The 24,726-nt window shown below is 64.9% G+C and carries 23 protein-coding genes; 11 read left to right on the forward strand and 12 right to left on the reverse strand.

The window, feature by feature from the left end:
* Positions 1–3: 3 nt before the first annotated feature.
* The 4 genes from K225_RS0106695 to K225_RS0106710 form a co-directional block, all read right to left on the reverse strand.
* The gene (locus tag K225_RS0106695) at positions 4–807 is read right to left on the reverse strand and encodes an enoyl-CoA hydratase/isomerase family protein (protein WP_026435697.1); all 804 of its coding nucleotides are present in this window, start codon (positions 805–807) and stop codon (positions 4–6) included.
* Between the two features lie 143 nt (positions 808–950).
* Positions 951–1,943, reverse strand: coding sequence for a tripartite tricarboxylate transporter substrate binding protein (locus tag K225_RS0106700; protein WP_026435698.1), 993 nt, complete (start codon positions 1,941–1,943; stop codon positions 951–953).
* A 53-nt stretch (positions 1,944–1,996) separates the two neighbouring features.
* Complete coding sequence (locus K225_RS0106705; RefSeq protein ID WP_026435699.1) at positions 1,997–3,478, reverse strand: malonyl-CoA decarboxylase; 1,482 nt, start codon at positions 3,476–3,478, stop codon at positions 1,997–1,999.
* Positions 3,475–4,143: a GntR family transcriptional regulator gene (locus tag K225_RS0106710; RefSeq protein ID WP_026435700.1), complete on the reverse strand. Its 669-nt coding sequence runs from the start codon at positions 4,141–4,143 to the stop codon at positions 3,475–3,477. The genes K225_RS0106705 and K225_RS0106710 overlap by 4 nt, the downstream gene beginning before the upstream one ends.
* Positions 4,144–4,415: 272 nt before the next feature.
* On the opposite strand from K225_RS0106710, the gene K225_RS0106715 reads away from it, so the two are divergent.
* On the forward strand, positions 4,416–5,210 hold the full coding sequence (locus K225_RS0106715; protein WP_026435701.1) for a hypothetical protein: 795 nt from the start codon (positions 4,416–4,418) through the stop codon (positions 5,208–5,210).
* 58 nt (positions 5,211–5,268) lie between these two features.
* On the opposite strand, the gene lgt is transcribed toward K225_RS0106715, so the two are convergent.
* The 3 genes from lgt to K225_RS0106730 all read right to left on the reverse strand — a co-directional run bounded on the left by lgt (position 5,269) and on the right by K225_RS0106730 (position 8,636).
* The gene (gene lgt / locus K225_RS0106720) at positions 5,269–6,090 is read right to left on the reverse strand and encodes a prolipoprotein diacylglyceryl transferase (protein ID WP_026435702.1); all 822 of its coding nucleotides are present in this window, start codon (positions 6,088–6,090) and stop codon (positions 5,269–5,271) included.
* Between the two features lie 192 nt (positions 6,091–6,282).
* Positions 6,283–8,139 (reverse strand): dihydroxy-acid dehydratase, encoded by a 1,857-nt coding sequence (gene ilvD, locus K225_RS0106725; RefSeq protein WP_026435703.1) that lies wholly within the window; start codon positions 8,137–8,139, stop codon positions 6,283–6,285.
* Between the two features lie 254 nt (positions 8,140–8,393).
* On the reverse strand, positions 8,394–8,636 hold the full coding sequence (locus tag K225_RS0106730) for a TIGR04438 family Trp-rich protein (RefSeq protein WP_026435704.1): 243 nt from the start codon (positions 8,634–8,636) through the stop codon (positions 8,394–8,396).
* 117 nt (positions 8,637–8,753) lie between these two features.
* Between K225_RS0106730 and K225_RS0106735 the strand changes: the two genes are divergently transcribed.
* Positions 8,754–9,059: a c-type cytochrome gene (locus tag K225_RS0106735; protein ID WP_026435705.1), complete on the forward strand. Its 306-nt coding sequence runs from the start codon at positions 8,754–8,756 to the stop codon at positions 9,057–9,059.
* 140 nt (positions 9,060–9,199) lie between these two features.
* On the opposite strand, the gene K225_RS0106740 is transcribed toward K225_RS0106735, so the two are convergent.
* Positions 9,200–9,667 (reverse strand): hypothetical protein, encoded by a 468-nt coding sequence (locus K225_RS0106740; RefSeq protein WP_026435706.1) that lies wholly within the window; start codon positions 9,665–9,667, stop codon positions 9,200–9,202.
* A gap of 318 nt (positions 9,668–9,985) precedes the next feature.
* Complete coding sequence (gene acs / locus K225_RS0106745) at positions 9,986–11,980, reverse strand: acetate--CoA ligase (RefSeq protein ID WP_026435707.1); 1,995 nt, start codon at positions 11,978–11,980, stop codon at positions 9,986–9,988.
* A 142-nt stretch (positions 11,981–12,122) separates the two neighbouring features.
* Between acs and K225_RS0106750 the strand changes: the two genes are divergently transcribed.
* The 4 genes from K225_RS0106750 to proX all read left to right on the forward strand — a co-directional run bounded on the left by K225_RS0106750 (position 12,123) and on the right by proX (position 16,914).
* Positions 12,123–12,722: a TIGR00645 family protein gene (locus K225_RS0106750; RefSeq protein ID WP_026435708.1), complete on the forward strand. Its 600-nt coding sequence runs from the start codon at positions 12,123–12,125 to the stop codon at positions 12,720–12,722.
* 582 nt (positions 12,723–13,304) lie between these two features.
* On the forward strand, positions 13,305–14,561 hold the full coding sequence (gene proV, locus K225_RS20470; RefSeq protein ID WP_034711952.1) for a glycine betaine/L-proline ABC transporter ATP-binding protein ProV: 1,257 nt from the start codon (positions 13,305–13,307) through the stop codon (positions 14,559–14,561).
* A complete protein-coding gene (proW, locus tag K225_RS20475) occupies positions 14,558–15,829 on the forward strand; it encodes a glycine betaine/L-proline ABC transporter permease ProW (protein ID WP_081679612.1) in 1,272 nt (423 codons plus the stop codon). Before proV ends, proW begins: the two co-directional genes overlap by 4 nt.
* Positions 15,830–15,900: 71 nt before the next feature.
* Positions 15,901–16,914, forward strand: a complete 1,014-nt coding sequence (gene proX / locus K225_RS0106765; RefSeq protein ID WP_026435709.1) for a glycine betaine/L-proline ABC transporter substrate-binding protein ProX — start codon at positions 15,901–15,903, stop codon at positions 16,912–16,914.
* A gap of 110 nt (positions 16,915–17,024) precedes the next feature.
* Here proX and fumC read toward each other — a convergent pair whose 3' ends face one another.
* Positions 17,025–18,431, reverse strand: a complete 1,407-nt coding sequence (gene fumC / locus K225_RS0106770) for a class II fumarate hydratase (RefSeq protein WP_026435710.1) — start codon at positions 18,429–18,431, stop codon at positions 17,025–17,027.
* A gap of 202 nt (positions 18,432–18,633) precedes the next feature.
* On the opposite strand from fumC, the gene K225_RS0106775 reads away from it, so the two are divergent.
* Complete coding sequence (locus K225_RS0106775; protein WP_026435711.1) at positions 18,634–20,202, forward strand: fumarate hydratase; 1,569 nt, start codon at positions 18,634–18,636, stop codon at positions 20,200–20,202.
* Positions 20,203–20,301: 99 nt separating this feature from the next.
* Positions 20,302–21,162 (forward strand): glutamate racemase, encoded by an 861-nt coding sequence (murI, locus tag K225_RS0106780; RefSeq protein ID WP_026435712.1) that lies wholly within the window; start codon positions 20,302–20,304, stop codon positions 21,160–21,162.
* Between the two features lie 62 nt (positions 21,163–21,224).
* On the opposite strand, the gene K225_RS0106785 is transcribed toward murI, so the two are convergent.
* On the reverse strand, positions 21,225–21,743 hold the full coding sequence (locus K225_RS0106785; RefSeq protein ID WP_026435713.1) for a M48 family metallopeptidase: 519 nt from the start codon (positions 21,741–21,743) through the stop codon (positions 21,225–21,227).
* A gap of 76 nt (positions 21,744–21,819) precedes the next feature.
* A complete protein-coding gene (locus K225_RS0106790; RefSeq protein WP_026435714.1) occupies positions 21,820–22,455 on the reverse strand; it encodes a DUF6806 family protein in 636 nt (211 codons plus the stop codon).
* A gap of 250 nt (positions 22,456–22,705) precedes the next feature.
* Here K225_RS0106790 and K225_RS0106795 point away from each other — a divergent pair, with 250 nt between their 5' ends.
* From K225_RS0106795 to K225_RS0106805, 3 genes are all read left to right on the forward strand, one after another.
* Positions 22,706–23,908 (forward strand): site-specific integrase, encoded by a 1,203-nt coding sequence (locus tag K225_RS0106795; RefSeq protein WP_026435715.1) that lies wholly within the window; start codon positions 22,706–22,708, stop codon positions 23,906–23,908.
* Between the two features lie 139 nt (positions 23,909–24,047).
* On the forward strand, positions 24,048–24,431 hold the full coding sequence (locus K225_RS0106800) for a type II toxin-antitoxin system RelE/ParE family toxin (protein WP_026435716.1): 384 nt from the start codon (positions 24,048–24,050) through the stop codon (positions 24,429–24,431).
* Positions 24,415–24,717, forward strand: a complete 303-nt coding sequence (locus K225_RS0106805; RefSeq protein WP_026435717.1) for a DNA-binding transcriptional regulator — start codon at positions 24,415–24,417, stop codon at positions 24,715–24,717. The genes K225_RS0106800 and K225_RS0106805 overlap by 17 nt, the downstream gene beginning before the upstream one ends.
* The last annotated feature ends 9 nt before the right edge of the window (positions 24,718–24,726 follow it).

Consider the following 24,726-nt stretch of genomic DNA (forward strand, 5'->3'; position numbering starts at 1 on the left):
AAATCAGAAAACAGGAGGACGTTTGGCCAGGAAGGCGGCAATGCCTTCACGGTGCTCGGCACTGTCGGCATAGGCATAGGGATCGGGTGTGCCATTCACTACCATGTCAATAGCATCAGGTGATTTTCCATCGGTCACCACGGGCATGTTGAGTGCTCGAAAGGTCTGCTTGTTCAGGCGTGCTGCGCCAGGCGCCAGCGCGGCCACCCGGCGGGCCGTGCCCAGTGCATCGGCAGTCAGCAGGCCGGGCTCGGCCACGCAGCTCAGAAATCCGCGCGCCAGCATCTCGGCTGCAGAAAAAGTGGCGGCCTCCAGCAGCATCTGGCGCGCGGTGACGTCGCCCACCGCGCCCGCCACCAGCTGCGCTTCGCGCGGCGCCATGGGGAAACCCAGCCGGGCAATGGGTGCGCCAAAACGCGCGCTGCTGCCGGCAATGCGGATATCGCAGCAGCTGGCAATCTCCACGCCCGCGCCCATGCAGGCGCCGGCAATGTGCGCCACGATGGGCACATCGCACTGGAGCATGGCCTGCAGGCCGCCCCAGACATCGTTTTCGTGGAAGTCGCGCAGCGCGGCGGCATCGAAGCGGAAGGCCGGGTACTCGGAAATGTCGCCGCCAGCACAAAAGGCACCGTCGGCCCCCTCTATGAGTACGCAGCGCGCTTGCGGATTGCGCTGGATGCCCTCAAAAACAGAGCGCAACTGGCGCCACATGGCGCGCGACATTGCATTGAGCCGGCCGGTGTGGCGCAGCGTGACATGCACCACGCCACGCTCGCCGACATCCATCACCACTTCACCCGACATATTGTTGATGACCTTTCAAGTTGAGCACAGCACGCCGTTGGTGAAACAGGCATGCCCGCAAACCAGTGCCACCGTGGAGCCGACTTTGCCGGGCCACCGGTGGCTTTCCCCTTCAGGGGGAAGGCGCGCAGCGCCACAGGGGGTTAATCCAATTTGGCGCCAGCCGCCTTGACCACCTGCGCCCAGCGCTTCACCTCGGCGCCGACGAAGCTCGCAAACTGCGGCTGCGTCATGCCGCCGTAATCTGCGCCGTTGCTGGCCCAGACGGCCTTGATCTCGTCGGCAGTGCCGATGCGGCGGATGTCTTCGATGATGCGCGCCTGCACATCGGCCGGTGTGCCCTTGGGTGCCCACAGGCCATACCAGGTGGTCACGGTGTAGTCGGGCAGGCCCAGCTCGGCGGCGCAGGGCACATCGGGAAACGCCGGGTTGCGCTTGCTGCCCGACACCATCAGCGCCTTGATGCGGCCACTCTTGATGTGCGTGGCCGACGAACCCAGGCCGTCGAACATCATGTCCACATTGCCCGCAATCAGGTCCTGCAGCGCGGGGCCCGCGCCGCGGTAGGGAATGTGCGTGATGAAGGTGCCTGTCTGCTGCTTGAACAGCTCACCGGCCAGGTGGTGCGAGGTGCCGGCCCCTGCCGAGCCATAGTTGAGCTTGGCGGGGTTGCGCTTGACGTGCTCCAGAAACTGCTTGAAGCTGCTGACCGGCACCGCCTTGGGGTTGACCACCAGCACCTGCGGCACATTGGCCAGCAGCGCCAGGGGAACAAAGTCTTTCTCGATGTCATAGTCGAGCTTGGGGTACATGCTGGGCGCAATGGCATGGTGCACGGCGCCCATGAACAGGGTGTAGCCGTCCGGCGCTCCCTTGGCCGCATAGCTGGCGCCCACGGTGCCGCCTGCCCCGCCCCGGTTGTCGATCACCAGCGTCTTGCCCGTGACCTTGGAGAACTGCGCGGCCAGTGGCCGGGCAAAGGCGTCGGTGCCCCCCCCGGCGGGAAACGGCACCACAAGGCTCACCGGCTTGGTGGGCCAGCCTGCCTGTGCCCAGCTGGCACCTGAAGCCATCGCCAGACCTGCGGCAGCGGCACTTGCCAGCAGCGTGCGGCGTTGCATGTACTGCTCTTTCATTTTGTCTCCTGTCGTTGTAAAAGTGGAAAGAAAAAAGCCCCTGCGGATACCCATCAGCCGCGGCACAGGCTGTCGATGTCCCCCGACATAGGCACCTTGCCTTGCGCCAGCAGGCTGCGGTGCTTGTCGATGCGCTTGAGGTCGTACAGGTAGTTCACCATCAGGCCATACGACTGCTTCACTCCCTTGGCCGACGGGTCACCGGCCCAGTTGAGGCGCTCCACCCGCGCACCGTTGCCCAGGTGAAAGCGCGCCACCGCATCCACGGGCTTGCCTTCGTGCAGCGCGCGGCCCAGATAGTAAGCGGCGCATTCCAGCAGCATCTGGCGCACGGGCGAGCGCGCATCCAGTTCCAGCGCCTTGTCCGCGCCGGCGAGCAGGTGCGCGGCCTCGGGCTGCTCGGCCCCCACGGCCCGGCCCAGTTCGGCGCGCCGCTTGTCGTCCAGGCGCTGCAGCATGGCGCCCGCGTTCTTGCCCAGCCAGGCCCGAAAGCCGGGAATCGGCGACAGCGTGGCAAAGGTGCGCAGCCGCGGAAATTCGGCCGTGAGCGTTTCCACCACATGCTTGATGAGCGAATCGCCAAAGCTCACACCGCGCAGCCCCGGCTGCGTGTTGCTGATCGAATAGAAGATGGCGGTGGTGGCCTTGCCCAGGTCGGCAGGGGCCGCCGCCTCGTCCAGCAGTGGCGTGATGCTGGACGAGATGCGGTCCACCAGCGCCACCTCCACAAAGATCAGCGGCTCGTTGGGCAGGCGGGGGTGAAAGAAGCCGTAGCAGCGCCGGTCGCTGTCGAGCCGGTTTTTCAGGTCGGCCCAGCTGCGGATGTCGTGCACGGCCTCGTACTTGATGAGCTTTTCGATCAGCGACGCCGGGGAATCCCACGACAGGCGCCGCAGTTCCAGAAAAGCCACGTCGAACCAGGTGGAGAACAGGTGCTCCAGATCGGCGTCGAGCGCCACCAGGCGCTTGTCGGATTTGAGCTGGGGCAGCAGCTCGGCGCGCAGGTCCACCAGAAAGCGCATGCCCTCAGGGAACACCGCAAAGCGCTGCATCAACCGCGTGCGCGGCGACACCAGCGCCCGGCGCAGGCTGATTTCGGCCTGCCCTTCATCCGCCGTGCCGGCGGCGGCCTCGTAGCGCTGGCGCGCCGACTGAAAGCGCGTGGCGTCGGGGGCGAACTGCTCGCACAGCAGCAGCCACATGTCGCGGCGTTCTTCGGGCTCGGCCTGGCTGTACCACGCCGCCACGGCCTGGGCACGGCGTCCGCCCTCCAGCTCGCTCACCTGCGGCGCCACCACTTCCTGCAGATCGGCCAGCAGACGGCGCAAGGCGCGTGGCGACAGCGACTCGCTGCCTCGGCGCAGCGTGGCCTGCAAGCGCTCGTGCGTGGAGCGCGGCGCCGGAGCCTTGGCGGCACCATCGGTCGCATGCTTTTCGGTGGCCGCCTTGGCGGCCTTGGGCGCCTTGTCAGGGGCGGGTGCCACGGAGCGCAGGCGCGAAACGCTGCGGGTGATCCATTCAGTGGTATTGGTCATGGGTTCAGCCTGGAGTGGTGATGGCGGGCCACGTCACGCAGCGCCTCGCGCTGGTGCAGCAAATGGGTGCGCATGGCCGCTTCGGCGGCATCGCTGTCGCGGCGTTTCAGGGCCTCAAACACCGCCAGGTGCTCGGCCAGGCTCTGCTGCAGGCGCCCCGGCGCATGCAATTGCTGCAACCGCGCCAGGCGCAGGATCTTGCGCAGATCGCCAATTACCTGGGCCAGCCAGCGGTTGTTGGCCAGCGTGATGAAAGCCTCATGGATGGCGTGATTGACCCCGTAGTAGTCGGTGATGCGCCCCTCGTCCGCGCACAGCTGCAGGCGCAGGTGCAGCACTTGCAGCGCGGCCACATCGGCAGCGCCCGCGCGGCAGGTGGCCTCATGTGCAGCGCGGCCCTCCAGCAGGGCAATCACAGGAAAAATCTCGTCCAGATCCCGTTCGGTGACCTCGGCCACAAAGCAGCCTCGGCGCGGCTCGTGGCGCAGCAGCCCTTCGGCCACCAGCACCTTGAGCGCCTCGCGCAGCGGGGTGCGCGAAATGGCCAGCCGCTCGCACAGGGCCGCCTCATCCAGAAAACTGCCCGGTGGCAACGAACCCGCAAAGATCTGCTCGCGCAGCCGCGTTGCGGCTTCGTCGTGCAAAGAGTTGGGAACGGTGCGCATGGCGAACAAAGGCTCCTGGATAGGCGAGGAATCCCGCGGGTGAAATACACCGCGCCAGACGCCCTGGGGTTGATCGTCGTTCAATCGCATCCAATGTGATCTCAAACGAAGGCATTGGATGTAATTTCTGATAATTATTGGAAATGACGCGCCATAAGTCCATCAGGGCTTACCAGCAATCCCACTGAAAACCGTCGTTCGACGCGGCAACGCAACATTGCCGGCCGCTGCACCTACAATGCCGCCCCTGCCCTGCTCCCCTGTTGCGCTCCATGAACATCGTCATCAACCCGGACCTCAAAGCCTATATCGATCCGCTGACCCCCGAGGAACACGAATCCCTGGAGCGCAGCCTGCTGACCGAGGGCTGCCGCGACGCCCTCGTGCTGTGGGGCGACGTGCTGGTGGACGGACACAACCGCTACGGCATCTGCCAAAAGCATGGCCTGCCCTTCCAGACGGTGCAGAACACGCGCTTTCAGTCGATGGAAGACGTGCATCTGTGGATGATCGACCAGCACCTGGGCCGGCGCAGCGTGTCGGACTTCCAGCGCGGCGTGCTGGCCCTGCGCAAACGCGAGATCGTGGCCGAACGGCGCGCCGCCGCCCTGGCAGCGGCCGACCCCGCACCAGCACCCGCCGGGCACGATGCAGCGGCTACCTCCCCGGAACCGGCACCCGAGCCCCTGAACAGCCGCGAAGCCATTGCCCGGGCGGCGCGCTTGAGCAGCAGCCAGGTCGGGATGATCGAAAAAATCCGCAAGCAGGCAGCCCCCGAACTGGTGGCTGCGGTCAAGTCCGGCACGATCTCGCTCAATGCCGCTGCCGCCGTGGCCAGCCTGCCCGCCGAGGAGCAGGTGGCGGCCGCCATCGCCGGCAAGGACGAGCTCAAGCAGGCGGCCAAGCGCGTGCGCGACGCCAAGCGCAAGCCACGCGAGGAAACAGTGGAGCCAGCAGGTGATGAGGCACCCGACACCGTGGCCACCCTGCAGCAACGCGTGGCCGAGCTGATGGCCGAAAACGCCGCCCTGCGCCAGCAGGTGGCTGAACTCAGCGCACGGCCATAACTATGCTTTCAATAGCTTCCAGTGCTTGCACATAAAGCGCTGAAGGCCTATTTCATCGTTATTTTCGAGCCGCTACGGGCTGGCGTTCTGCCCACAGCCAGAGCGCAACACCGCCCACGATCATGGGCAGGCACAGCCACTGGCCCATGCTCATGCCCAGCGACAGGATGCCCAGGAAGGCATCGGGTTCGCGGAAATACTCGGCAATGAAGCGGAACACGCCGTAACCCGCCAGAAATGCCGCCGCCACCTGACCCTGGCGGCGTTCACGCCGCGCATACAGCCACAGCAGCACGAACAGCAGCAGGCCCTCCATCAGGAACTGGTACACCTGCGACGGGTGGCGCGGCTGCATCGAGCCGCTGTGCGCAAACACCATGCCCCAGGGCAGGTCGGGGCTGGCAAAACGCCCCCACAGCTCGCCATTGATGAAATTGCCCACCCGCCCGGCCGCCAGCCCCGTGGGCACGCAGGGTGCCACGAAATCGGCCACCTGCAGCCAGGGACGCTTGCGCGAATGGGCAAACCACAGCATGGCCACGATCACGCCCAGCAGCCCGCCATGAAAACTCATGCCGCCCTGCCACACGGCAAAGATCTCCAGCGGATGGCTGAGGTAGTAGCCCGGCTTGTAGAACAGGCAATATCCAAGCCGCCCGCCCACCACCACGCCGACCACGCCCAGAAAAAGAATGTCCTCGACATCCCGGCGCGACCAGGCGCCCGGCCCGGTGATGGAGGCAAAGGGCTCATGGCGCAGGCGGCGAATGCCCAGCAGCATGAACAAGCCAAAAGCCGCAAGATAGGTCAGGCCGTACCAGTGAATGGCCAATGGGCCGATCTGCAGGGCAACGGGATCGATGTGGGGGTAGGTCAGCATGGTGGGCGGTATTGTGCCCGGCACGGTGCGCCGGGTCCGCAAGCCAGGGCGGAAAGGCACTGAAATTCCAAGCAAATTGGCTTGTAGCGTTTACGAAATAAGCGCCAGCAGCTATTCAAGACAGAGCAAAAAAAACCCACCGGTCTAGTGACCGGTGGGTTCATGCACACAGCGCCTGTGCGCCGGGTGGTGTCAGTCGAGCAGCGACAGGTCGCGCACGGCGCCCTTGTCGGCCGACATCACCAGCTTGGCGTAGGCCTTGAGGGCGGCGGACACCTTGCGGGGGCGCGGCAGGGCGGGCTTCCAGCCCAGCTTGTCCTGCTCTGCGCGGCGGCGGGCCAGTTCTTCGTCGGACACCAGCACGTTGATCGTGCGGTTGGGGATGTCGATGCGGATGCGGTCGCCGTTCTTCACCAGGCCAATGGCGCCACCGGCGGCGGCCTCGGGCGAGCAGTGGCCGATCGACAGGCCCGAGGTACCGCCCGAGAAGCGCCCGTCGGTCAGCAGCGCGCAGGCCTTGCCCAGGCCCTTGGACTTGATGTAACTGGTGGGGTAGAGCATTTCCTGCATGCCGGGGCCGCCCTTGGGGCCTTCGTAGCGCACGACGACCACGTCGCCGGCCTTGACTTGGTCGGCCAGGATGTTGGCCACGGCTTCGTCTTGCGACTCCACCACATGGGCGGGGCCTTCGAACACCAGGATGGAGGCGTCCACACCGGCGGTCTTGACCACACAGCCGTCGAGGGCGATGTTGCCGGTCAGCACGGCCAGGCCGCCCTCTTGCGAGAACGCGTGTTCGTTGGCGCGGATGCAGCCGCCCTGGCGGTCCAGGTCCAGGCTGGGCCAGCGCGCGGCCTGGCTGAACGCCACCTGCGTGGGAATGCCGCCGGGGCCGGCCATGTAGAAGGTCTTGACCGCATCCGACGGGTTGCGGGCGATGTCCCACTCGTCCAGCGCGTCCTTCATGGTTTTGGCGTGCACGGTGGGCGTGTCGGTATGCAGCTTGCCGGCACGGTCGAGCTCGCCCAGGATGGCCATGATGCCGCCCGCGCGGTGCACGTCTTCGATGTGGTATTTGTCGGTGTTGGGCGCCACCTTGCACAGTTGCGGCACGGACCGCGACAGGCGGTCGATGTCGGCCATGGTGAAGTCGATTTCGGCTTCTTGCGCGATGGCCAGGATGTGCAGGATGGTGTTGGTGGAGCCGCCCATGGCGATGTCCAGCGTCATGGCGTTTTCAAATGCCTTGAAGCCCATGGAGCGGGGCAGCACACTGCTGTCGTCCTGCTCGTAGTAGCGTTTGCACAGCTCTACCGCCAGCCGGCCGGCGCGCTTGAAGAGCTGTTCGCGGTCGGCGTGCGTAGCCACCACCGTGCCGTTGCCCGGCAGCGACAGGCCCAGGGCCTCGGTCAGGCAGTTCATCGAGTTGGCTGTGAACATGCCCGAGCACGAACCACAGGTGGGGCAGGCAGAGCGCTCGATCTCGGCCACGTCGGCGTCGGACACCTTGTCGTCGGCCGCCATCACCATGGCGTCGATCAGGTCCAGCTTCTTGAAGGTGACGGCGTGGGTGGTGGGGTCGGTCTTGTTGACCTTGCCCGCTTCCATGGGGCCGCCCGAGACAAACACCACGGGGATGTTCAGCCGCATGGCTGCCATCAGCATGCCGGGGGTGATCTTGTCGCAGTTGGAGATGCACACCATGGCGTCGGCGCAGTGCGCGTTGACCATGTATTCGACCGAGTCGGCAATGATGTCGCGGCTGGGCAGCGAGTACAGCATGCCGTCGTGGCCCATGGCGATACCGTCATCGACCGCAATGGTGTTGAACTCCTTGGCAACGCCGCCGGCGGCCTCGATCTCGCGCGCCACCAGCTGGCCCAGATCCTTGAGATGCACATGGCCGGGCACGAACTGCGTGAACGAGTTGACCACCGCGATGATGGGTTTTTGAAAATCGTCGTCATTCATGCCAGTGGCACGCCAGAGCGAACGGGCGCCCGCCATGTTGCGGCCGGCGGTGGAGGTTTTGGAGCGGTAAACAGGCATCGTGATGTGGGGGTAGGGTTAACTGAATTCGGAGGGCAAGGTCTGCGCAATTATCGCGGCGGGAGGTGGCCACGCAACGCCGCCATGCCTAGGAATCCTCTGCACGGATCATCGTGCCGTGTGCATCTGCGGTCTCGGGGCGGTCTGCGGCGTTGCAAATACTCGCAATAGCTACGGCTATTGCTGCGTTTTACGCCTTGCAGCCCGTTCCGATCCGCAGCGCTCACTTGCCGCTCGATTCGTGCAGAAGATCCCTAGCGCGGCTTGCGCGGCTGGATCCCCAGCGCTTCCTTGTGCTTGTTGATGCGGTCTTGCTTGCGCTGGTCCATCTTCTCCATGGCCTTGCGTTTCGTGTAACCCGTGGCGTCAGCCCAGGCCCACCACAGGGCTGTGATGGCAAACGGTGACAGCACCCACCACCACGACCACGCGGCCACCGGCCCGATTTCGAGGTACTTCAACAACGCCAGGAAGAGCCCCAGGCCTAACAGGTACATGATGAACTCCAAAAAACACAAATCCGATGAATGAATTGACAAAAGGCAGGGAAATGTCAACCCGAATCACTACAATTTCGTTGAAAGCACTGTAACTCAACCAGAGGAAACCCCACCATGAAGCGTACCCTGATCACTCTTGCCATGACACTGTCGGTGGCAGCTCCCGCAATGGCCGATCTGGCACTGGCCACCTCGAAAAATTGCATGGCCTGCCACGCCGTGGACAAGAAGATGGTTGGCCCTTCCTTCAAGGATGTGGCGGCAAAATACGCCGGTCAGAAAGACGCTGCTGACAAGCTGGCTGTCAAGATTGTCAAGGGTGGCTCTGGCGTGTGGGGCCCGGTGCCCATGCCTGCCAATGCACAGGTCAATGAAGCGGACTCCAAGAAACTGGCTGCCTGGGTTCTGACGCAGAAGTAATTCGACCCATTCCCGCTGCGAAGCCGAACGCTTTGCATTCTCTGGCCGCGCCTTTCCTTGGGAAGCGCGGCCATTGTTTTGGGTGACACACGCGTCCATCATCCCGCATTTGCGACGCACCACCCACGCCGCGCAGCATGTCAGACAACGCTGGTGCCGGGGCGCCCCCGCAATTGCTGCTCCAGCTGGCCCACGTAGGCAGCCGTGGTGTTGTCGGATTCTTCGGCCCTTGCCGCCAGATGCGACTCCAGGCTGTCCAGGCGCGCCAGCAAATCCGCATGGGATTTCAAATGCTGCGCCTCCAGGAAGCTGCGCAGCTCGGTGAAACGCGACGCTTCGGCCTTGTCGGCCAGTTCGCGCTGGGCCTGCATCTCCTTGGAGTGGCGACGCGCTTCCATCAGCACCGACCCCTGCAGTGCAAGCACGTAGGCCACACCGAACACGCCCAGCAGGGTGGTCAGGCCCAGCATGAGCAAGCCCAAAGGCGCCTCAAAGGTCATCAACCCCAATGACACCTGCGTGGAAGCTGCCAGCAGCCCCCAATTCAGGGCGGCAAGGACAGCAATGGCCAGCACGATAAAAAGCAAGATGGTCGATCGCATTTGCATGGAGGTACTCCTTTGGACAACTGCCGCCCGGCCGGGATCGCGGGAGAGCAGATGCCGTGTTGTACCCCATGGCTGTACCACCCGCGCGGGAACCAGCGAAGGAACAGGCACCGGCCAGCCTCCACAGGGCGGGCAGCGCGTTGCGCACGCGCAGAGGGGTAGAGCGAGCTGCGCCTTCTGGATCAATGGGTCAGCCGCTTCGATGATGCGCAGTGACCGAACGGCGAGGATTTTGTGGTCACATCACATCGCTGCGCGATATGAGTGACCCCGAATCCGGCAAGCGCTGCGCGCCGGCGCCTTGCGGCGCCTTCTGGATCAATTGGTCTGGGCCAATTGATCCAGAATTGCCGGATTCTCCAGCGTGCTGGTGTCCTGGGTGATGGCTTCGCCCTTGGCGATGCTGCGCAGCAGGCGGCGCATGATCTTGCCGCTGCGGGTTTTGGGCAGGTTGTCGCCAAAGCGGATGTCCTTGGGCTTGGCAATCGGCCCGATTTCCTTGGCCACCCAGTTGCGCAGCTCGTTGGCAATCTGCTTGGCCTCTTCGCCGGTGGGGCGCGAGCGCTTGAGCACCACAAAGGCACAGATGGCCTCGCCGGTCACGTCGTCGGGGCGCCCCACCACGGCAGCTTCGGCCACCAGGTCGGTCTTGGCCACCAGGGCCGATTCGATTTCCATCGTGCCCATGCGGTGGCCCGACACATTGAGCACATCGTCGATGCGGCCCGTGATGCGGAAATAGCCGCGGTCGGCGCTGCGCACGGCGCCATCGCCCGCCAGGTAGTAGCCCTTGAGCTCTTCGGGGAAGTAGCTCTTCTTGAAGCGCTCGGGATCGTTCCAGATCGTGCGGATCATGCTGGGCCAGGGGCGCTTGATGACCAGGATGCCACCCGCACCGTTGGCCACGTCGTTGCCCGTTTCGTCCACGATGGCGGCGGTGATGCCGGGCAGTGGCAGCGTGCAGCTGCCGGGCACCAGCGGCGTGGCGCCGGGCAGCGGCGTGATGACATGGCCACCGGTTTCGGTCTGCCAGAAGGTGTCCACGATGGGGCAACGCTCGCCGCCCACGTGTTTGTAGTACCACATCCAGGCTTCGGGGTTGATGGGTTCGCCCACGCTGCCCAGGATGCGCAGGCTCGACAGGTCGGAGCGTGCAGGGTGCACCGCCGCATCGCCCTCGGCCGCCTTGATGAGCGAGCGGATGGCCGTGGGGGCGGTGTAGAAAATGGAGCACTTGTGGCGTTCGATCATCTGCCAGAAGCGCCCGGCGTTCGGGAAGGTGGGAATGCCTTCGAAGATGATCTGCGTGGCGCCCGCAGCCAGCGGGCCATAGGCGACATAGGTGTGGCCGGTGATCCAGCCGATGTCGGCCGTGCACCAGAAGATGTCGTCGGGGCGCAGGTCGAACGTCCAGTCCATGGTGAGCTTGGCCCACAGCAGGTAGCCGCCCGTGCTGTGCTGCACGCCCTTGGGTTTGCCGGTGGAGCCCGAGGTGTAGAGGATGAACAGCGGATGCTCGGCGCCCACGGCCACGGGCGGGCACTCGGTGCTCTGGCCGGCCAGTGCCTGGGCAAAGGTCTTGTCGCGCCCTTCGACCATGTTGCACGCCGTGGGAGTGCGCTCGTACACGAACACATGGCGCAGCGTGTCGCAGCCGCCGCTGGCCAGGGCTTCATCGATGATGGCCTTCAGGGGCAGTTCCTTGCCGCCACGCATCTGGTAGTTGGCCGTGACGATGGCCACGGCGCCGGCGTCCATCACGCGCTCGTGCACCGCCTTGGCACTGAAGCCGCCAAACACCACGCTGTGCGTGGCGCCTATGCGCGCGCAGGCCTGCATGGCGATGACGCCCTCGATGGTCATGGGCATGTAGATCAGCACCCGGTCGCCCTTGCCCACGCCATGGGCTTTGAGGGCGTTGGCAAACTGGCTCACGCGGGCCAGCAGTTCCTTGTAGGTGATGCGGGTCACCACGCCATCGTCGGCTTCGAAAATGATGGCCGTCTTGTTCTCGGTGGGGGTGCCGATGTGGCGGTCCAGGCAATTGGCCGACGCGTTGAGTTCACCGTCGGCAAACCACTGGAAGAACGGAGCGTTCGACTCATCCAGGGTGCGGGTGAAGGGCTTGGCCCATTGCAGGTTCTCGCGCGCCAGACGGGCCCAGAAGCCCTCGAAATCCTTCTCGGCCTCGGCGCACAGCGCTTCATAACCCGCCATGCCCGAAATGCGGGCGGCCTTGGCAATCGCATCCGAGGGCGGGAACACGCGGTTTTCAACCAGCACGGACTCGATCGAGGAATTGGGCGAACTCATGGTGTTGTCTCCTGGGTCTGATGGAACTGGGCGGTACTGTCTGCCACCCCACTTACAAGCCACTGACGGGTTTCAGCTTACAACCTGTGCACGCGTGCACCACCTAAAATCTGGCCTCATTTCATTTCCTGCACAGGCCTTCATGTCCACGCCCACGCCCAAAGCCCCGTCTCCCCTGCGTCCGCTGCCCGCGCTGATCTTTGCCAGCCGCTGGCTGCAGTTGCCGCTTTACCTCGGGCTGATTGCGGCGCAGGCCGTGTATGTATGGCATTTCCTGCTGGAACTGTGGCATCTGGTCGAGGCCGTGTTCGGCAGCCAGACGGCGCTGCAGGCGCTGATCACCAGCATCGGCTACAAGCCGGAGGTGCAGATCACCGCCCTGAACGAAACCGTGATCATGCTCGTCGTGCTGGCGCTGATCGACGTGGTGATGATCTCCAACCTGCTCATCATGGTGATCGTGGGCGGCTATGAAACCTTTGTGAGCCGGCTGGGCCTGGACGACCACCCCGACCAGCCCGAATGGCTGGGACATGTGAATGCCTCGGTGCTGAAGGTGAAACTGGGTCTGTCGATCATCGGCATCAGCTCCATCCACCTGCTCAAGACCTTCATCAACGCCGCCAATTACGACGTGAAGGTGCTGATGTGGCAGACCATCATCCATGTGGTCTTCCTGGCCAGCGCACTGGCCATTGCCTACACCGACAAGCTGCTCAACAGCAACCACGACAGGCATTAAATCCTGGTCTTGAACGAAATTGGCTGCTAGCGCTTATAGATAAAGCGCTAGCAGCTATTTTTTTAATAGCATCAGAGTATCTGTCGCGAAGAGGACCGACCGACATGCCGGGGCATGCGGGGGAGTGCATCGGTTTGTGCCCGCGCTCACGCATATCACAATGGAAATAACCGGTGTTTTGACTCAAAAACACTAAATTCATATACTTCAAGGCTGATTAACCACCTGCAACGCAGGTAATTCACCCGAACCCGGGATGAATGTCTCACTGGCGTGGCCCTTTCGGTCACTCCAGCCCGCCGAAGTCTCGACCCTGATCCCCGCCACCGTGCCTGTGCCCGGTGGCAGCCGTGGTCCATGAGCCCTGTCCCGGCTCCCGCGGAACACCCCCAGGCCCTTGCGCACCACCTTGCGTGCCATTCGGGCCGACCTGGCTTTGCCAGGCTTCTTCCTTTTCCTGCCCTCCCCTGCTGATCGCAGCCGGGGTCGGCCGCCGCATCAGGGTTTCGCTTGGGCTCCGAACCTGCTCGCCCATGGCGACAGGGCTGTGTTCCATCCGTTCAACGAGGGAGATCCACCAGCGTGGCAAAAAAAATCACCATCGACCATGTATTCAAAATCTTCGGCGAAGCGCCGCACAAGGCACTGGAGCTGGTTCACCAGGGCTGCAGCAAGCAGGAAATCCTGGAGCGCACCGGCCACTCGATCGGCGTGTTCGACGCCACGTTCACCATCGAAGCCGGTGAAATCTTCGTGGTCATGGGCTTGTCGGGTTCGGGCAAATCCACCCTGGTGCGCCTGCTCAATCTGCTGATCGAGCCCAGTGCCGGCCGCATTCTGGTGGACGGCATCGACATCAGCCGCCTGACCAGCAGCCAACTGCGCGCACTGCGGCGCAAAGACATCAGCATGGTGTTCCAGTCGTTCGCGCTGATGCCGCACATGAACGTGCTCGACAACACGGCCCTGGGCCTGGAACTGGCGGGCGTGGGCCGGGCCGAACGCCAGGCGCAGGCCGCGCTGGCACTGGAACAAGTGGGCCTGGCCAGCTGGGGGGCGAGCTACCCCGACGAGCTTTCGGGGGGCATGCAGCAGCGCGTGGGCCTGGCGCGCGCGCTGGCATCCGATCCCTCCATCCTGCTCATGGACGAGGCCTTCTCGGCGCTGGATCCCATCATCCGCACCGAGATGCAAAGCGAGCTGCTGCGCCTGCAGCAGGTCAAGCGGCGCACCATCGTCTTCATCTCGCACGACCTGGACGAGGCCATGCGCATCGGCGACCGCATCGCCATCATGAAAGACGGCCAGGTGGTGCAGGTGGGCGCGCCCGACGATATTTTGCGCAACCCCGCCAACGACTATGTGCGCAGCTTCGTGCGCGGCGTGGATGCCGCCGCCGTGTTCAAGGCGGGCGATATTGCGCGCCAGCGCTTCACCGTGGTGTCCGAACACAGCGACCGGGGCTCGCGCGCCGCGCTCAAGCAGCTGGAAGAACAGGACGGCGACTTTGCCTACGTGATCAGCCCCACGCAGCGCTACCTGGGCACCGTGTCGGCCGACTCGCTGCGCACCGCGCTGGACGGCCATGTGGGGCCGCTGGGCTTGCAGCATGCCTTTCTGCCCAACGTCGAACCCATTGCCGCCGACGCGGCCGTGGCCGACCTGTTCGGCCAGGTGGCACAGGCGCCCTGCGCCCTGCCGGTGGTGGGCCCCCAAGGCCACTTTCAGGGCGCGGTCAGCAAAACCACCCTGCTGAAGTTTCTGGACCGCGACACCCCACCGGTTCCGCCCTCGCCGCCCCCCGTGGCCCCCCTGGCCCCAGAAAGGAGCCTCGCATGAACGATGCACTGTCCACACCCGAGGCCTCCGTGCTGCCACCGCCGGCCGACACCGATCCGTGGGCGACGGCCAGCGAATCCAGCCCGGCCGTCCCCCCGTGGGACACGCCTGCGGCAGCGCCGGATGCACCCGCCCTGGTTCCCCCCGCTGACAGCCCCGATCCCTGGGGCGCCGCCCCCGCAAACACCGCCACCGACAGCGCCAGCAGCTGGCTGGACGCCCCGACGCAAGCAACCACCATCCCATCGGCCAGCAGCGATGCCGCAGCCGAGGTCCGGCAGGCGGGGCCACTGTGGGACGGCGCCCTGCCCGTGCAGGCATGGATCAACGAAGGCCTGGGCTGGGTGGTGCAGAACTTCCGCCCGTTCTTCCAGACCGTGCGCGCGCCGATTGACGGCACGCTGACCTGGGTGGAAGGCCTGCTCACCAGCGTGCCCATGCTGGCCATGGTGGCGTTGATGGGACTGCTGGCGTGGCAGTTCGCGGGCCGCGTCATCGCCCTGGGCACCGTGGCCGCGCTGCTGCTGGTGGCCTTGCTGGGCATCTGGTCCGATGCCATGGTCACGCTCTCGCTGGTATTGACCTCGCTGGCGTTCTGCATCGTGATCGGTCTGCCGCTGGGCATTGTGCTCGCGGCCAGCAACCGCGCCCAGCGCTGGATGCGCCCGTTGCTGGATGCCATGCAGACCACGCCGGCCTTTGTGTACCTGGTTCCGGTGGTGATGCTGTTTGGCATTGGCAACGTACCGGGCGTGATCGTGACCATCGTGTTCGCGCTGCCGCCGCTGGTGCGGCTGACCAACCTGGGGCTGCGCCAGGTGCGCCCCGACCTCATCGAGGCCGCGCGGGCCTATGGTGCATCGCCCTGGCAAATGCTGGTCAAGGTGCAGTTGCCGTTGGCGCTGCCGTCCATCATGGCGGGCATCAACCAGGCGCTGATGCTGTCGCTGTCGATGGTGGTGATCGCCTCGATGATCGCCGTGGGCGGGCTGGGCCAGATGGTGCTGCGCGGCATTGGCCGCCTGGACATGGGCCTGGCCACCGTGGGAGGCCTGGGCATTGTGCTGCTGGCCGTCATGCTGGACCGCATCACCCAGGCCATGGGCCAGCCGCGCCGGGGCGTGCGCCATTGGTGGCAGACCGGCCCGGCCGGCCTGGCCTGGCGCCTGCTGCGCCGCGCCACCGCCCCCACGACCACGGCAACCAGCGCGCCGGCAACGTCGGCGCCGCCCGAGGCCACGGCCCGGCTGGCACCAGAGCGCCGCTAGTAGGCGGCCGTGCCTGGCCCGCCAAGCCCATCCGCCGATTGTTCCGATCCCCGTTCAAGGAGTCCGCAACCATGACCAGCCACCCACTTTTCGCCCTCGCCGCCAGGACCGCCCTCGCCACCAGCCTGCTGGCCATCGGCCTGGCGGGCGCCGCCCATGCGCAGAACCTGCCCGGCAAGGGCGTGCGCGTGCAACCCCTCAAGAGCTCGATCGCCGAAGAGGCCTTCCAGACCCTGCTGGTCGCGCGCGCCCTCGAAAAACTAGGCTATGACGTCCAGCCCATGAAAGACCTGGAGCCCGCCACCGAGCACCTGGCCATCGCCAGTGGCGACGCCACCTTCATGGCCACCCACTGGAACCTGCTGCACGCTGGTTTCTACCAAAACAGCGGCGGCGATGCCAAGCTCTACCGCAAGGGCGTGTACTCCGACAACGCCGCCCAGGGCTACCTGATCGACAGGAAGACCGCCGAGCGGTACCGGATCACCCACATCGCCCAGCTCAAGGACCCCAAGCTTGCCCAGCTGTTCGACACCGACGGCGACGGCAAGGCCGACCTGACCGGCTGCAATCCCGGCTGGGGCTGCGAGCTGGCCATCGAACGCCACCTCAAGGCCTATCAGCTGGGCGGCTCCATCAGCCACAAGCAGGGCAGCTACGCCGCGCTGATCGCCGACACCATCGCCCGTTTCAAGCAGGGCCAGCCCATCCTTTACTACACCTGGATGCCCTACTGGGTCAGCGCCGTGCTGCGCCCTGGCACCGATGTGGTCTGGCTGGAAGTGCCCGACACCCCCACTGCGGCAGGCGAGGACACACGCCTGCCCAACGGCAAGAACTATGGCTTCAAGGTGAACCAGCAGCACATCGTGGCCAACAAGGCCTTTGCCGAGCAGAACCCGGCCGCAGCCCGGCTGTTTGAGGTGATGCACTTGCCGGTGGCGGACATCAACGCCCAGAACCTGCGCATGGGCCGGGGCGAAAACAAGGCCAGCGATGTGGCGCGCCACACCGATGGCTGGATCAAGGCACACCAGAAGACTTTTGACGGCTGGATCGCGCAGGCGCTTGCGGTGGCGAAATAGCGCGTAAAAGTTCAACCAGACCAGCCTGCAGCACTTTATTCACCAGCGCATTGAGCCATGTTTTGTATAGCAACATACCCGGCAGCCCACCATGTCCTGGGTATTCGCGGCTACCGGCCCACCATGCCCTCGGGCACCACCCAGGCGTCAAACTGATCGGCAGTGACATGGCCCGAGGCAATCGCCGCGTCGCGCAGGCTGCTGCCTTCGGCATGGGCTTTCTTGGCGATCTGCGCGGCCTTGTCGTAGCCGATGTGCGTGTTCAGTGCCGTCACCAGCATCAGCGAACGCTCCACCAGTTCAGCCATGCGCGCGCGGTGGGGTTCAATGCCTGCGGCGCAGTGGTGGTTGAAACTGGCCATGCCATCGGCCAGCAGGCGCACGCTCTGCAGAAAGTTGTGGATCACCAGGGGGCGAAACACGTTCAGCTCGAAATTGCCCGAGGCCCCGCCGAGGTTGATGGCCACGTCGTTGCCCATGACCTGGGCGCACAGCATGGTCAGCGCCTCGCACTGCGTGGGGTTGACCTTGCCCGGCATGATGGACGAGCCCGGCTCGTTCTCGGGGATGGTGATCTCGCCCAGCCCGCTGCGCGGGCCGCTGGCCAGCCAGCGCACGTCGTTGGCAATCTTCATCAGGCTGGCGGCCAGGGTCTTGAGCGCACCGTGGGCATGCACCAGCGCATCGCAGCTGGCCAGGGCCTCGAACTTGTTGGGCGCGGTGACCAAGGGCAGCCCCGTCAGTTCGGCCAGCTCGCGGGCCACCGCCACGGCATAGCCGGCAGGGGCATTGAGCCCGGTGCCCACGGCGGTACCGCCCAGGGCCAGCTCGCACAAATGCGGTAGCGCGGCGCGTACATGCTGCTCGCCGTGCTGCAGCTGCGCCACCCAGCCCGATATTTCCTGCCCCAGGGTGAGCGGCGTGGCGTCCTGCAGGTGGGTGCGGCCAATCTTGACGATGCCGTCAAAGGCTGCTGACTTGGCCGCCAGCGTGGCGCGCAGCTGCTGCAGGGCGGGCAGCAGCCGGTGCACCAGCGCATCCACCGCAGCCAAGTGCATGGCCGTGGGGAACACGTCGTTGCTCGACTGGCTCTTGTTCACGTCGTCATTGGGGTGCACCAGCCGCGCCTCGCCGCGCGGGCCACCCAGCAGCTCGCTGGCGCGGTTGGCCAGCACCTCGTTCATGTTCATGTTGGTCTGGGTGCCCGATCCGGTCTGCCACACCACCAAAGGGAACTCCTGCGGATGGCCACCGCCGATCACCTCGTCGGCCGCCGCCACGATGGCCGTGGTCTTGACGGTATCGAGCAGGCCCAAGGCATTGTTCACACAGGCGCTGGCGCGCTTGACCTGGGCCAGGCCGCGGATCAGCTCCGGCGCCATGCGCTCACCCGAGATGTCAAAGTGCTGCAGCGAGCGCTGGGTCTGCGCGCCCCACAGGCGCTGGGCGGGCACGTCGATGGGGCCGAAGCTGTCTTTTTCGGTGCGGACTGCGGCCGCGTCAGGTCGGGATGTCATCACGCTTGTGCCTTGCCGCTCTGCGAGCGATTGAAGAAAGGGTCGAGCCACCAGGCCGCAGCATACCCACCTCACCCGGTTCTGCGCCACCCCCGGGGCGCCACCACCGCCCGCAGCAGCCTCGATCACCCCCTGACAGCGCCGCGCAAGCCCGCAGGGGGATAATTCGGGTTCGCGATTTTTCCCACGGACCCCACCTGCCATGACCACGACCTCCATTCGCCAAGCCGACCTGATCGAGTCCATCGCCGCCGCGTTGCAGTACATCAGCTACTACCACCCCACCGACTACATCGCGCACCTGGCCCGCGCCTACGAGCGCGAACAAAGCCCCGCCGCCAAGGACGCCATCGCCCAGATCCTGACCAACAGCAAGATGAGCGCCACCGGCCAGCGCCCCATCTGCCAGGACACCGGCATCGTCAACGTCTTCCTGAAGGTGGGCATGGACGTGCGCTGGGAAGGCTTCACCGGCAGCCTGGACGACGCCATCAACGAAGGCGTGCGCCGTGGCTACAATCACCCCGACAACACCCTGCGCGCCAGCGTGGTGGCCGACCCGCAGTTCGACCGCAAGAACACCAAGGACAACACCCCCGCCGTGATCTTCACCGAGATCGTGCCCGGCAACACCGTGGACATCACCGTGGCGGCCAAGGGCGGCGGTTCGGAAAACAAGTCCAAGATGTACATGCTCAACCCCAGCGACAGCGTGGTGGACTGGGTGCTGAAAACCGTGCCCACCATGGGCGCCGGCTGGTGTCCGCCAGGCATGCTGGGCATCGGCATCGGCGGCACGGCCGAGAAAGCCGTGCTGATGGCCAAGGAAAGCCTGATGGACGACCTGGACATGTACGAACTGCAGGCCAAGGCCGAAGCCGCCAAGACCGGCGGCCCCGCGCTCGACAAGGTCGAGGCCCTACGCCTGGAGCTGTTCGAGAAGGTCAACGCCCTGGGCATTGGCGCGCAGGGCCTGGGCGGCCTGACCACGGTGCTCGACGTCAAGATCAAGATGTACCCCACGCACGCGGCCAGCAAGCCGATTGCTATGATCCCCAACTGCGCTGCCACGCGCCACGCACACTTCGTGATGGATGGCTCGGGCCCCGTCTACCTCACGCCCCCGAGCCTGGACCTGTGGCCCAACGTCGACTGGACGCCCGACTACAACAAGAGCAAGAAAGTCAACCTCGACACGCTCACCAAGGAAGAAGTGGCCAGCTGGAAACCCGGCGACACGCTGCTGCTCAACGGCAAGATGCTCACCGGCCGCGATGCCGCGCACAAGCGCATCCAGGACATGCTGGCCAAGGGCGAGAAACTGCCGGTGGACTTCACCAACCGCGTGATCTATTACGTGGGCCCGGTCGATCCCGTGCGCGACGAGGCCGTGGGCCCCGCCGGCCCGACCACCGCCACGCGCATGGACAAGTTCACCGACATGATGCTGGAGCAGACTGGCCTCATCGCCATGATCGGCAAGGCCGAGCGCGGTCCCGTGGCCATCGAGAGCATCAAGAACCACAAGAGCGCCTACCTGATGGCCGTGGGCGGCGCCGCCTACCTTGTGTCAAAAGCCATCAAGACCGCCAAGGTGGTGGGCTTTGAAGACCTGGGCATGGAAGCCATCTACGAATTCGACGTGGTGGACATGCCCGTCACCGTGGCGGTGGACTCGGGCGGCACCAGCGCGCACATCACCGGCCCGGCCGAGTGGCAAAAGCGCATCGCCACGGGCGAATTCAAGGGCATTGAAGTCGCGGCCGCCTGATGCCGCCAGGCATGGCGGCGAGCTGACCACTCATCGGTGCCGCCCGCGCACGGCGGGTGCGTTGCCGCCATGCCTTCTTTTCTTGTTCGCCCTGACACCATGAACCTTGCCGCGCAACCCATTGGCGTTTTCGACAGTGGCATCGGGGGCCTGAGCGTGCTGCGGGCACTGCAGGCCGAATTGCCCCACGAACGCTTTGTCTATCTGGCCGACAGCGGCAATGCGCCCTACGGCGACGCGCGTGGCGACGCTTTCGTGTGCGCCCGCACCCATGCGATCACGCGCTACCTGCGCGAGCAGCACCACATCAAGGCCCTGGTGGTGGCCTGCAACACGGCCACAGCCGCCGCCATCCATGAAGTGCGCAGCAGCCAGCCCGACCTGCCGCTGGTGGGCCTGGAGCCCGCCCTCAAGCCGGCAGTCACGCTGAGCCAAACCGGGCGCATCGGCGTCATCGGCACGCGGAGCACGCTGAGCAGTGGCAAATTTTCCAGGCTGCTGGCTTCGCTGGCCGGGCAGGCCGAGTTCGTGGTCCAGCCCTGCGATGGCCTGGCCCGCGCCATCGAGCACAGCACGGCGCTGCCCCTGGCCACCGACCCGTCCGCAACAGAAACCAGAGCGCTTTGCGCACGCTACACCAGCGCCATGGGCCCATTTGGCACTGCACCGGGCGAGATCGACACGCTGGTGCTGGGCTGCACGCACTATGTGTTTGTGGTGGACGACCTGCGCGCATTGGTGGGCCCGCAGGTGCGGCTGATCGAAACCGGCGAGCCGGTGGCCCGGCAGACACGGCGCCTGCTGCACAAGGATGGGCTGCTGGCGCCAGGGGATGCAGTCGCCCAGCTACCCGCCCCCATCCGGTTGCTCACCACGGGTGCCCTCGCACCATTGCAGGCGGCGGCAGCGCGCTGGCTGCAGTTGCCGCCCGACTGCTGCGGCACCGTTGCCATCCCCTGAATGCAGATTCAATCAGGCTGTAGCGCCGATGAATGGAGCGCCAGAGGCGATTGAATTGATCGCTACTGCGCCGCCCACAAGCGCTCGCCCGCATGCTCCAGGTGCGTGAGGTACAGGCGCACGTCAAACTCGTACTGGTGGTATTGCGGCTCCATGTGCTCGCACAGCTGGTAGAACGCCTTGTCGTGGTTCTTTTCGCGCAGATGGGCCAGCTCGTGCACCACGATCATGCGCAGGAACTCGTCCGGAACCTGCTTGAACATCGCCGCAACGCGGATCTCGTGCTTGGCCGCCAGGCGGTTGCCCTGCACGCGCGACACCGAGGTGTGCAAGCCCAGCGCATGGCGCACGACATGGATCTTGCTGTCAAAAACCACCTTGGTCACCGTGCCTGCGTTGCGCAGGTAGCGTGACTTGAGGTCCGCGGCATAGTCGTACAAGGCCTTGTCGCTGCGCACCGCGTGGGGCCGGGGATATTTGCGCAGCAGCACCGCGCCCAGCTGCCCCTGGCCCAGCACATGCCGGGCCTGGTCTTGCAGCGATGGAGGGTAGCTGCGCAGGTAAGGCAGATCGGTTGTCATCAAGTCACCCGCAGGGGCTGCGCGTGTGTTGCACACAGCGCAAGGCCCGTTGCGCCGCGGCCCCTACCAGCGTTTCTCAGTGCAGATGGCGCGGCCGGCGCCCGCCACCGTGACCGCCACCCGAGCCACCTGGCCCGCCCGACCCGCGCGGAGGCTTGCCAATTTCCAGCGAATTGACCAGGGCATCGAAGCGCTGCGTGAACAGCTTGTCGATCTCGGCCACCACACCACCGAGCTCGGCGCCGTCAAAGTGGCGCTCCATCATGTTCACGACATCCTGCACCAGCAGGTCACGCTGCACCTGCATGATGGCTGCCGGCGTGGGCCCCACGAACAGCATCACAAAATCGTCACGCGACTCGGTACCATCGTCTTCCTCTTCTTCGTCGAAATCGGCGTCGTAGAACGTCACCTCGATGGCAGCGCCCAGTTCAGCCAGCTCGTTGAGGCTCATGCACATCTCATCGAGCGACTGGCGAAAATCTTCATCGCCACGCACCGTCCAGCACATCTGCAGCATGTGCTCTTGCGGGTCGAACTTGATGCCGGGCTCTTCTTCGTAGGCGCTCGCCGCGCCATCAACCAGCGAGCGGGCTCCGGCATATTTCCAAAGGGGCTTGAGCGCATCCTGGAGCTGCTCGAAGCTCGCATCGGCACGCAGCTGGACCTGTCCGTGGACATGAATTTCAAAGGGAGCGTTGTAACTTGACATGATTGAATCGTAGTGGTGCCCCGAGCCGGGGTCGAACCGGCACGCCCCTTTTCAGGAAAGCGGCGGATTTTAAGCCAGAGCATGACATCCGCGCCGGGTTAACGCTAGGCTTGGATGAGGCTTGCTGTGGCAGGTTTTCCCCGAGGCCAATGACTCCCATCATATCCCGGTGCGCGATGCAATCCGCCCCGGTTCCCTTACGCTTGGCTCCTAGCCGGCCCCTGGAATCGGAGCCTTTCAGGAGCACCTCATGGCGAAGATCAAACTCACAAAGTCCGTCGTTGACACGGCGCAGGCGCAGACCTGCGACGTGGAACTCCGGGATACGCTCGTTCCGGGCTTCTTGTGCAAGGTTACACCAACCGGGCGCAAGGTATTCATGGTTCAGTACCGCACAAACTCCGGCGTGCGGCGCAAGCCGGCACTCGGCCAATTCGGCGAGCTGACGGTCGAACAAGCACGATCGCTGGCGCAAGACTGGCTGGCCGAAGTCCGGCGCGGCGGCGACCCTGGCCACGACAAGGCCGAAGCCCGCAAGGCGCCGACGGTCAAGGAACTGTGCGGCCGGTTCATGGACGACCACTCCAAGCCGCACAACAAGCCCAGCACGCAGGCCGGCTACCAGTACCAGATCGACAGCTTTGTCATCCCGGCCTTCGGTAGCAAGAAGGTTCACGAGGTCACGCGCCACGACATCACCGCGCTGATGAAGCGCATGGAGAAGTCACCCACCCAGGCCAACCGCGTGCTGTCGCTCGTCCGAAAGATGTTCAACCTTGCCGAACTGTGGGGCTATCGGCCCGATGGCTCCAATCCCTGCCGCCACGTGCCCAAGTACCCGGAAAAAGGCTCGACCCGGCTCATCACCGACGAACAGATGGCCAGCCTGTTCGCCTACTTGGACAAGGCCGAGGCCGAGGGACTGGAACACCCGATCTATCTGCTGGCCGTCCGGCTGCAATTCGAGTTCGCGGCCCGAATGTCGGAGATCCTGCTGTTGCAGTGGGATTGGCTCGACTTGCCCAATGGCCGGGTTGTCTGGCCGGACAGCAAGACGGGCGATATGTCCAAGCCGTTGAGCGAGGAAGTCCGCCAGCTACTGACGAACGCGCCTCGCTATGACCAGTCGCCCTACGTCTGCCCGGCTATCCTCGACCATGACAAGCCACTCGGCCCCCATTCTTACTATCAGGCATGGCGGCGCATCCTTGATCGCGCCGGAGTACCGAAGGTCGGCACCCACGGTATCCGCCACCGCTCAGCGACCGACATTGCCAATTCCGGTATCCCCGTCAAGGTCGGCATGGCGCTGACCGCGCACAAGACCGTGGCGATGTTCATGCGCTACGTCCACACCGAGGACGACCCGGTGCGTAAGGCGGCCGAGTTGGTGGCGAGCCGGCGCAAGTCGGTCGTCAGCACGCGCCAAGAACCGAAAGAGGTAACCACATGATCAGTAACCAGAAACTCGCCATGGCGCCCCTGATTGCCGTGTCGCCGTCAAGCCAATCGGCTCGGCTGCCCTCCCCGCCCGTACATCGCGCTGGCGACTGGAAAAGTGTGCCCGTTTCGGGTATAGTTTGGAGGTCAAGATGACCATCGTCCTCAAGCGGAGGGACTTTGCGCGGTGGCAGGCGGGCGAAAAGCTGCCTGATGCCGCCTTGTGCAAGGCGGTTCAGGAGATGGAAAGCGGTCTGATTGACGCGGACTTGGGCGGCTTCCTCTACAAGAAGCGGGTGGCCCGCCCCGGCGGTGGCAAGAGCGGCGGCTACCGCACGCTGCTGTCGGCCCGGTTCGGTAGCTGCTACGTGTTCCTGTATGGGTTCCCCAAGAGCGACAAGGCAAACATCACACAGGACGAAAAGAAGGCGCTGCAGTTCGCCGGCAAAGTGTTCCTGGAACTGTCCGCCGAAGCCTTGTCGAAGGCGTTGCAGTCGGGCGTGTTATTGGAGGTGCATTGTGAGCAAGATCATTGAATCCCTGCGTGACGACCTGTCTGCGCTCCACGAAGCGGGAGCGATCAGCAAGGTGACGATGCGCGAGTTCGACGCGATCTGCCCGCCGCCGGTGCGGGAGTTCAATGCTGCTGACATCAAACGCCTGCGCGAAGCCTTGAAGTTCAGCCAGCCGGTGTTCGCTCTTCATTTGCACACATCGGCCTCGACTGTGCGCAAGTGGGAGCAAGGCGACACCCATCCCACGGGGCCAGCGCTCAAACTGCTCAACGTCATCGCCGACAAGGGCTTGCAGGCCATCATCTGATGCCTGGCG

This window comes from Acidovorax sp. JHL-9 (assembly GCF_000426205.1).
Lineage (GTDB): Bacteria > Pseudomonadota > Gammaproteobacteria > Burkholderiales > Burkholderiaceae_C > Acidovorax > Acidovorax soli.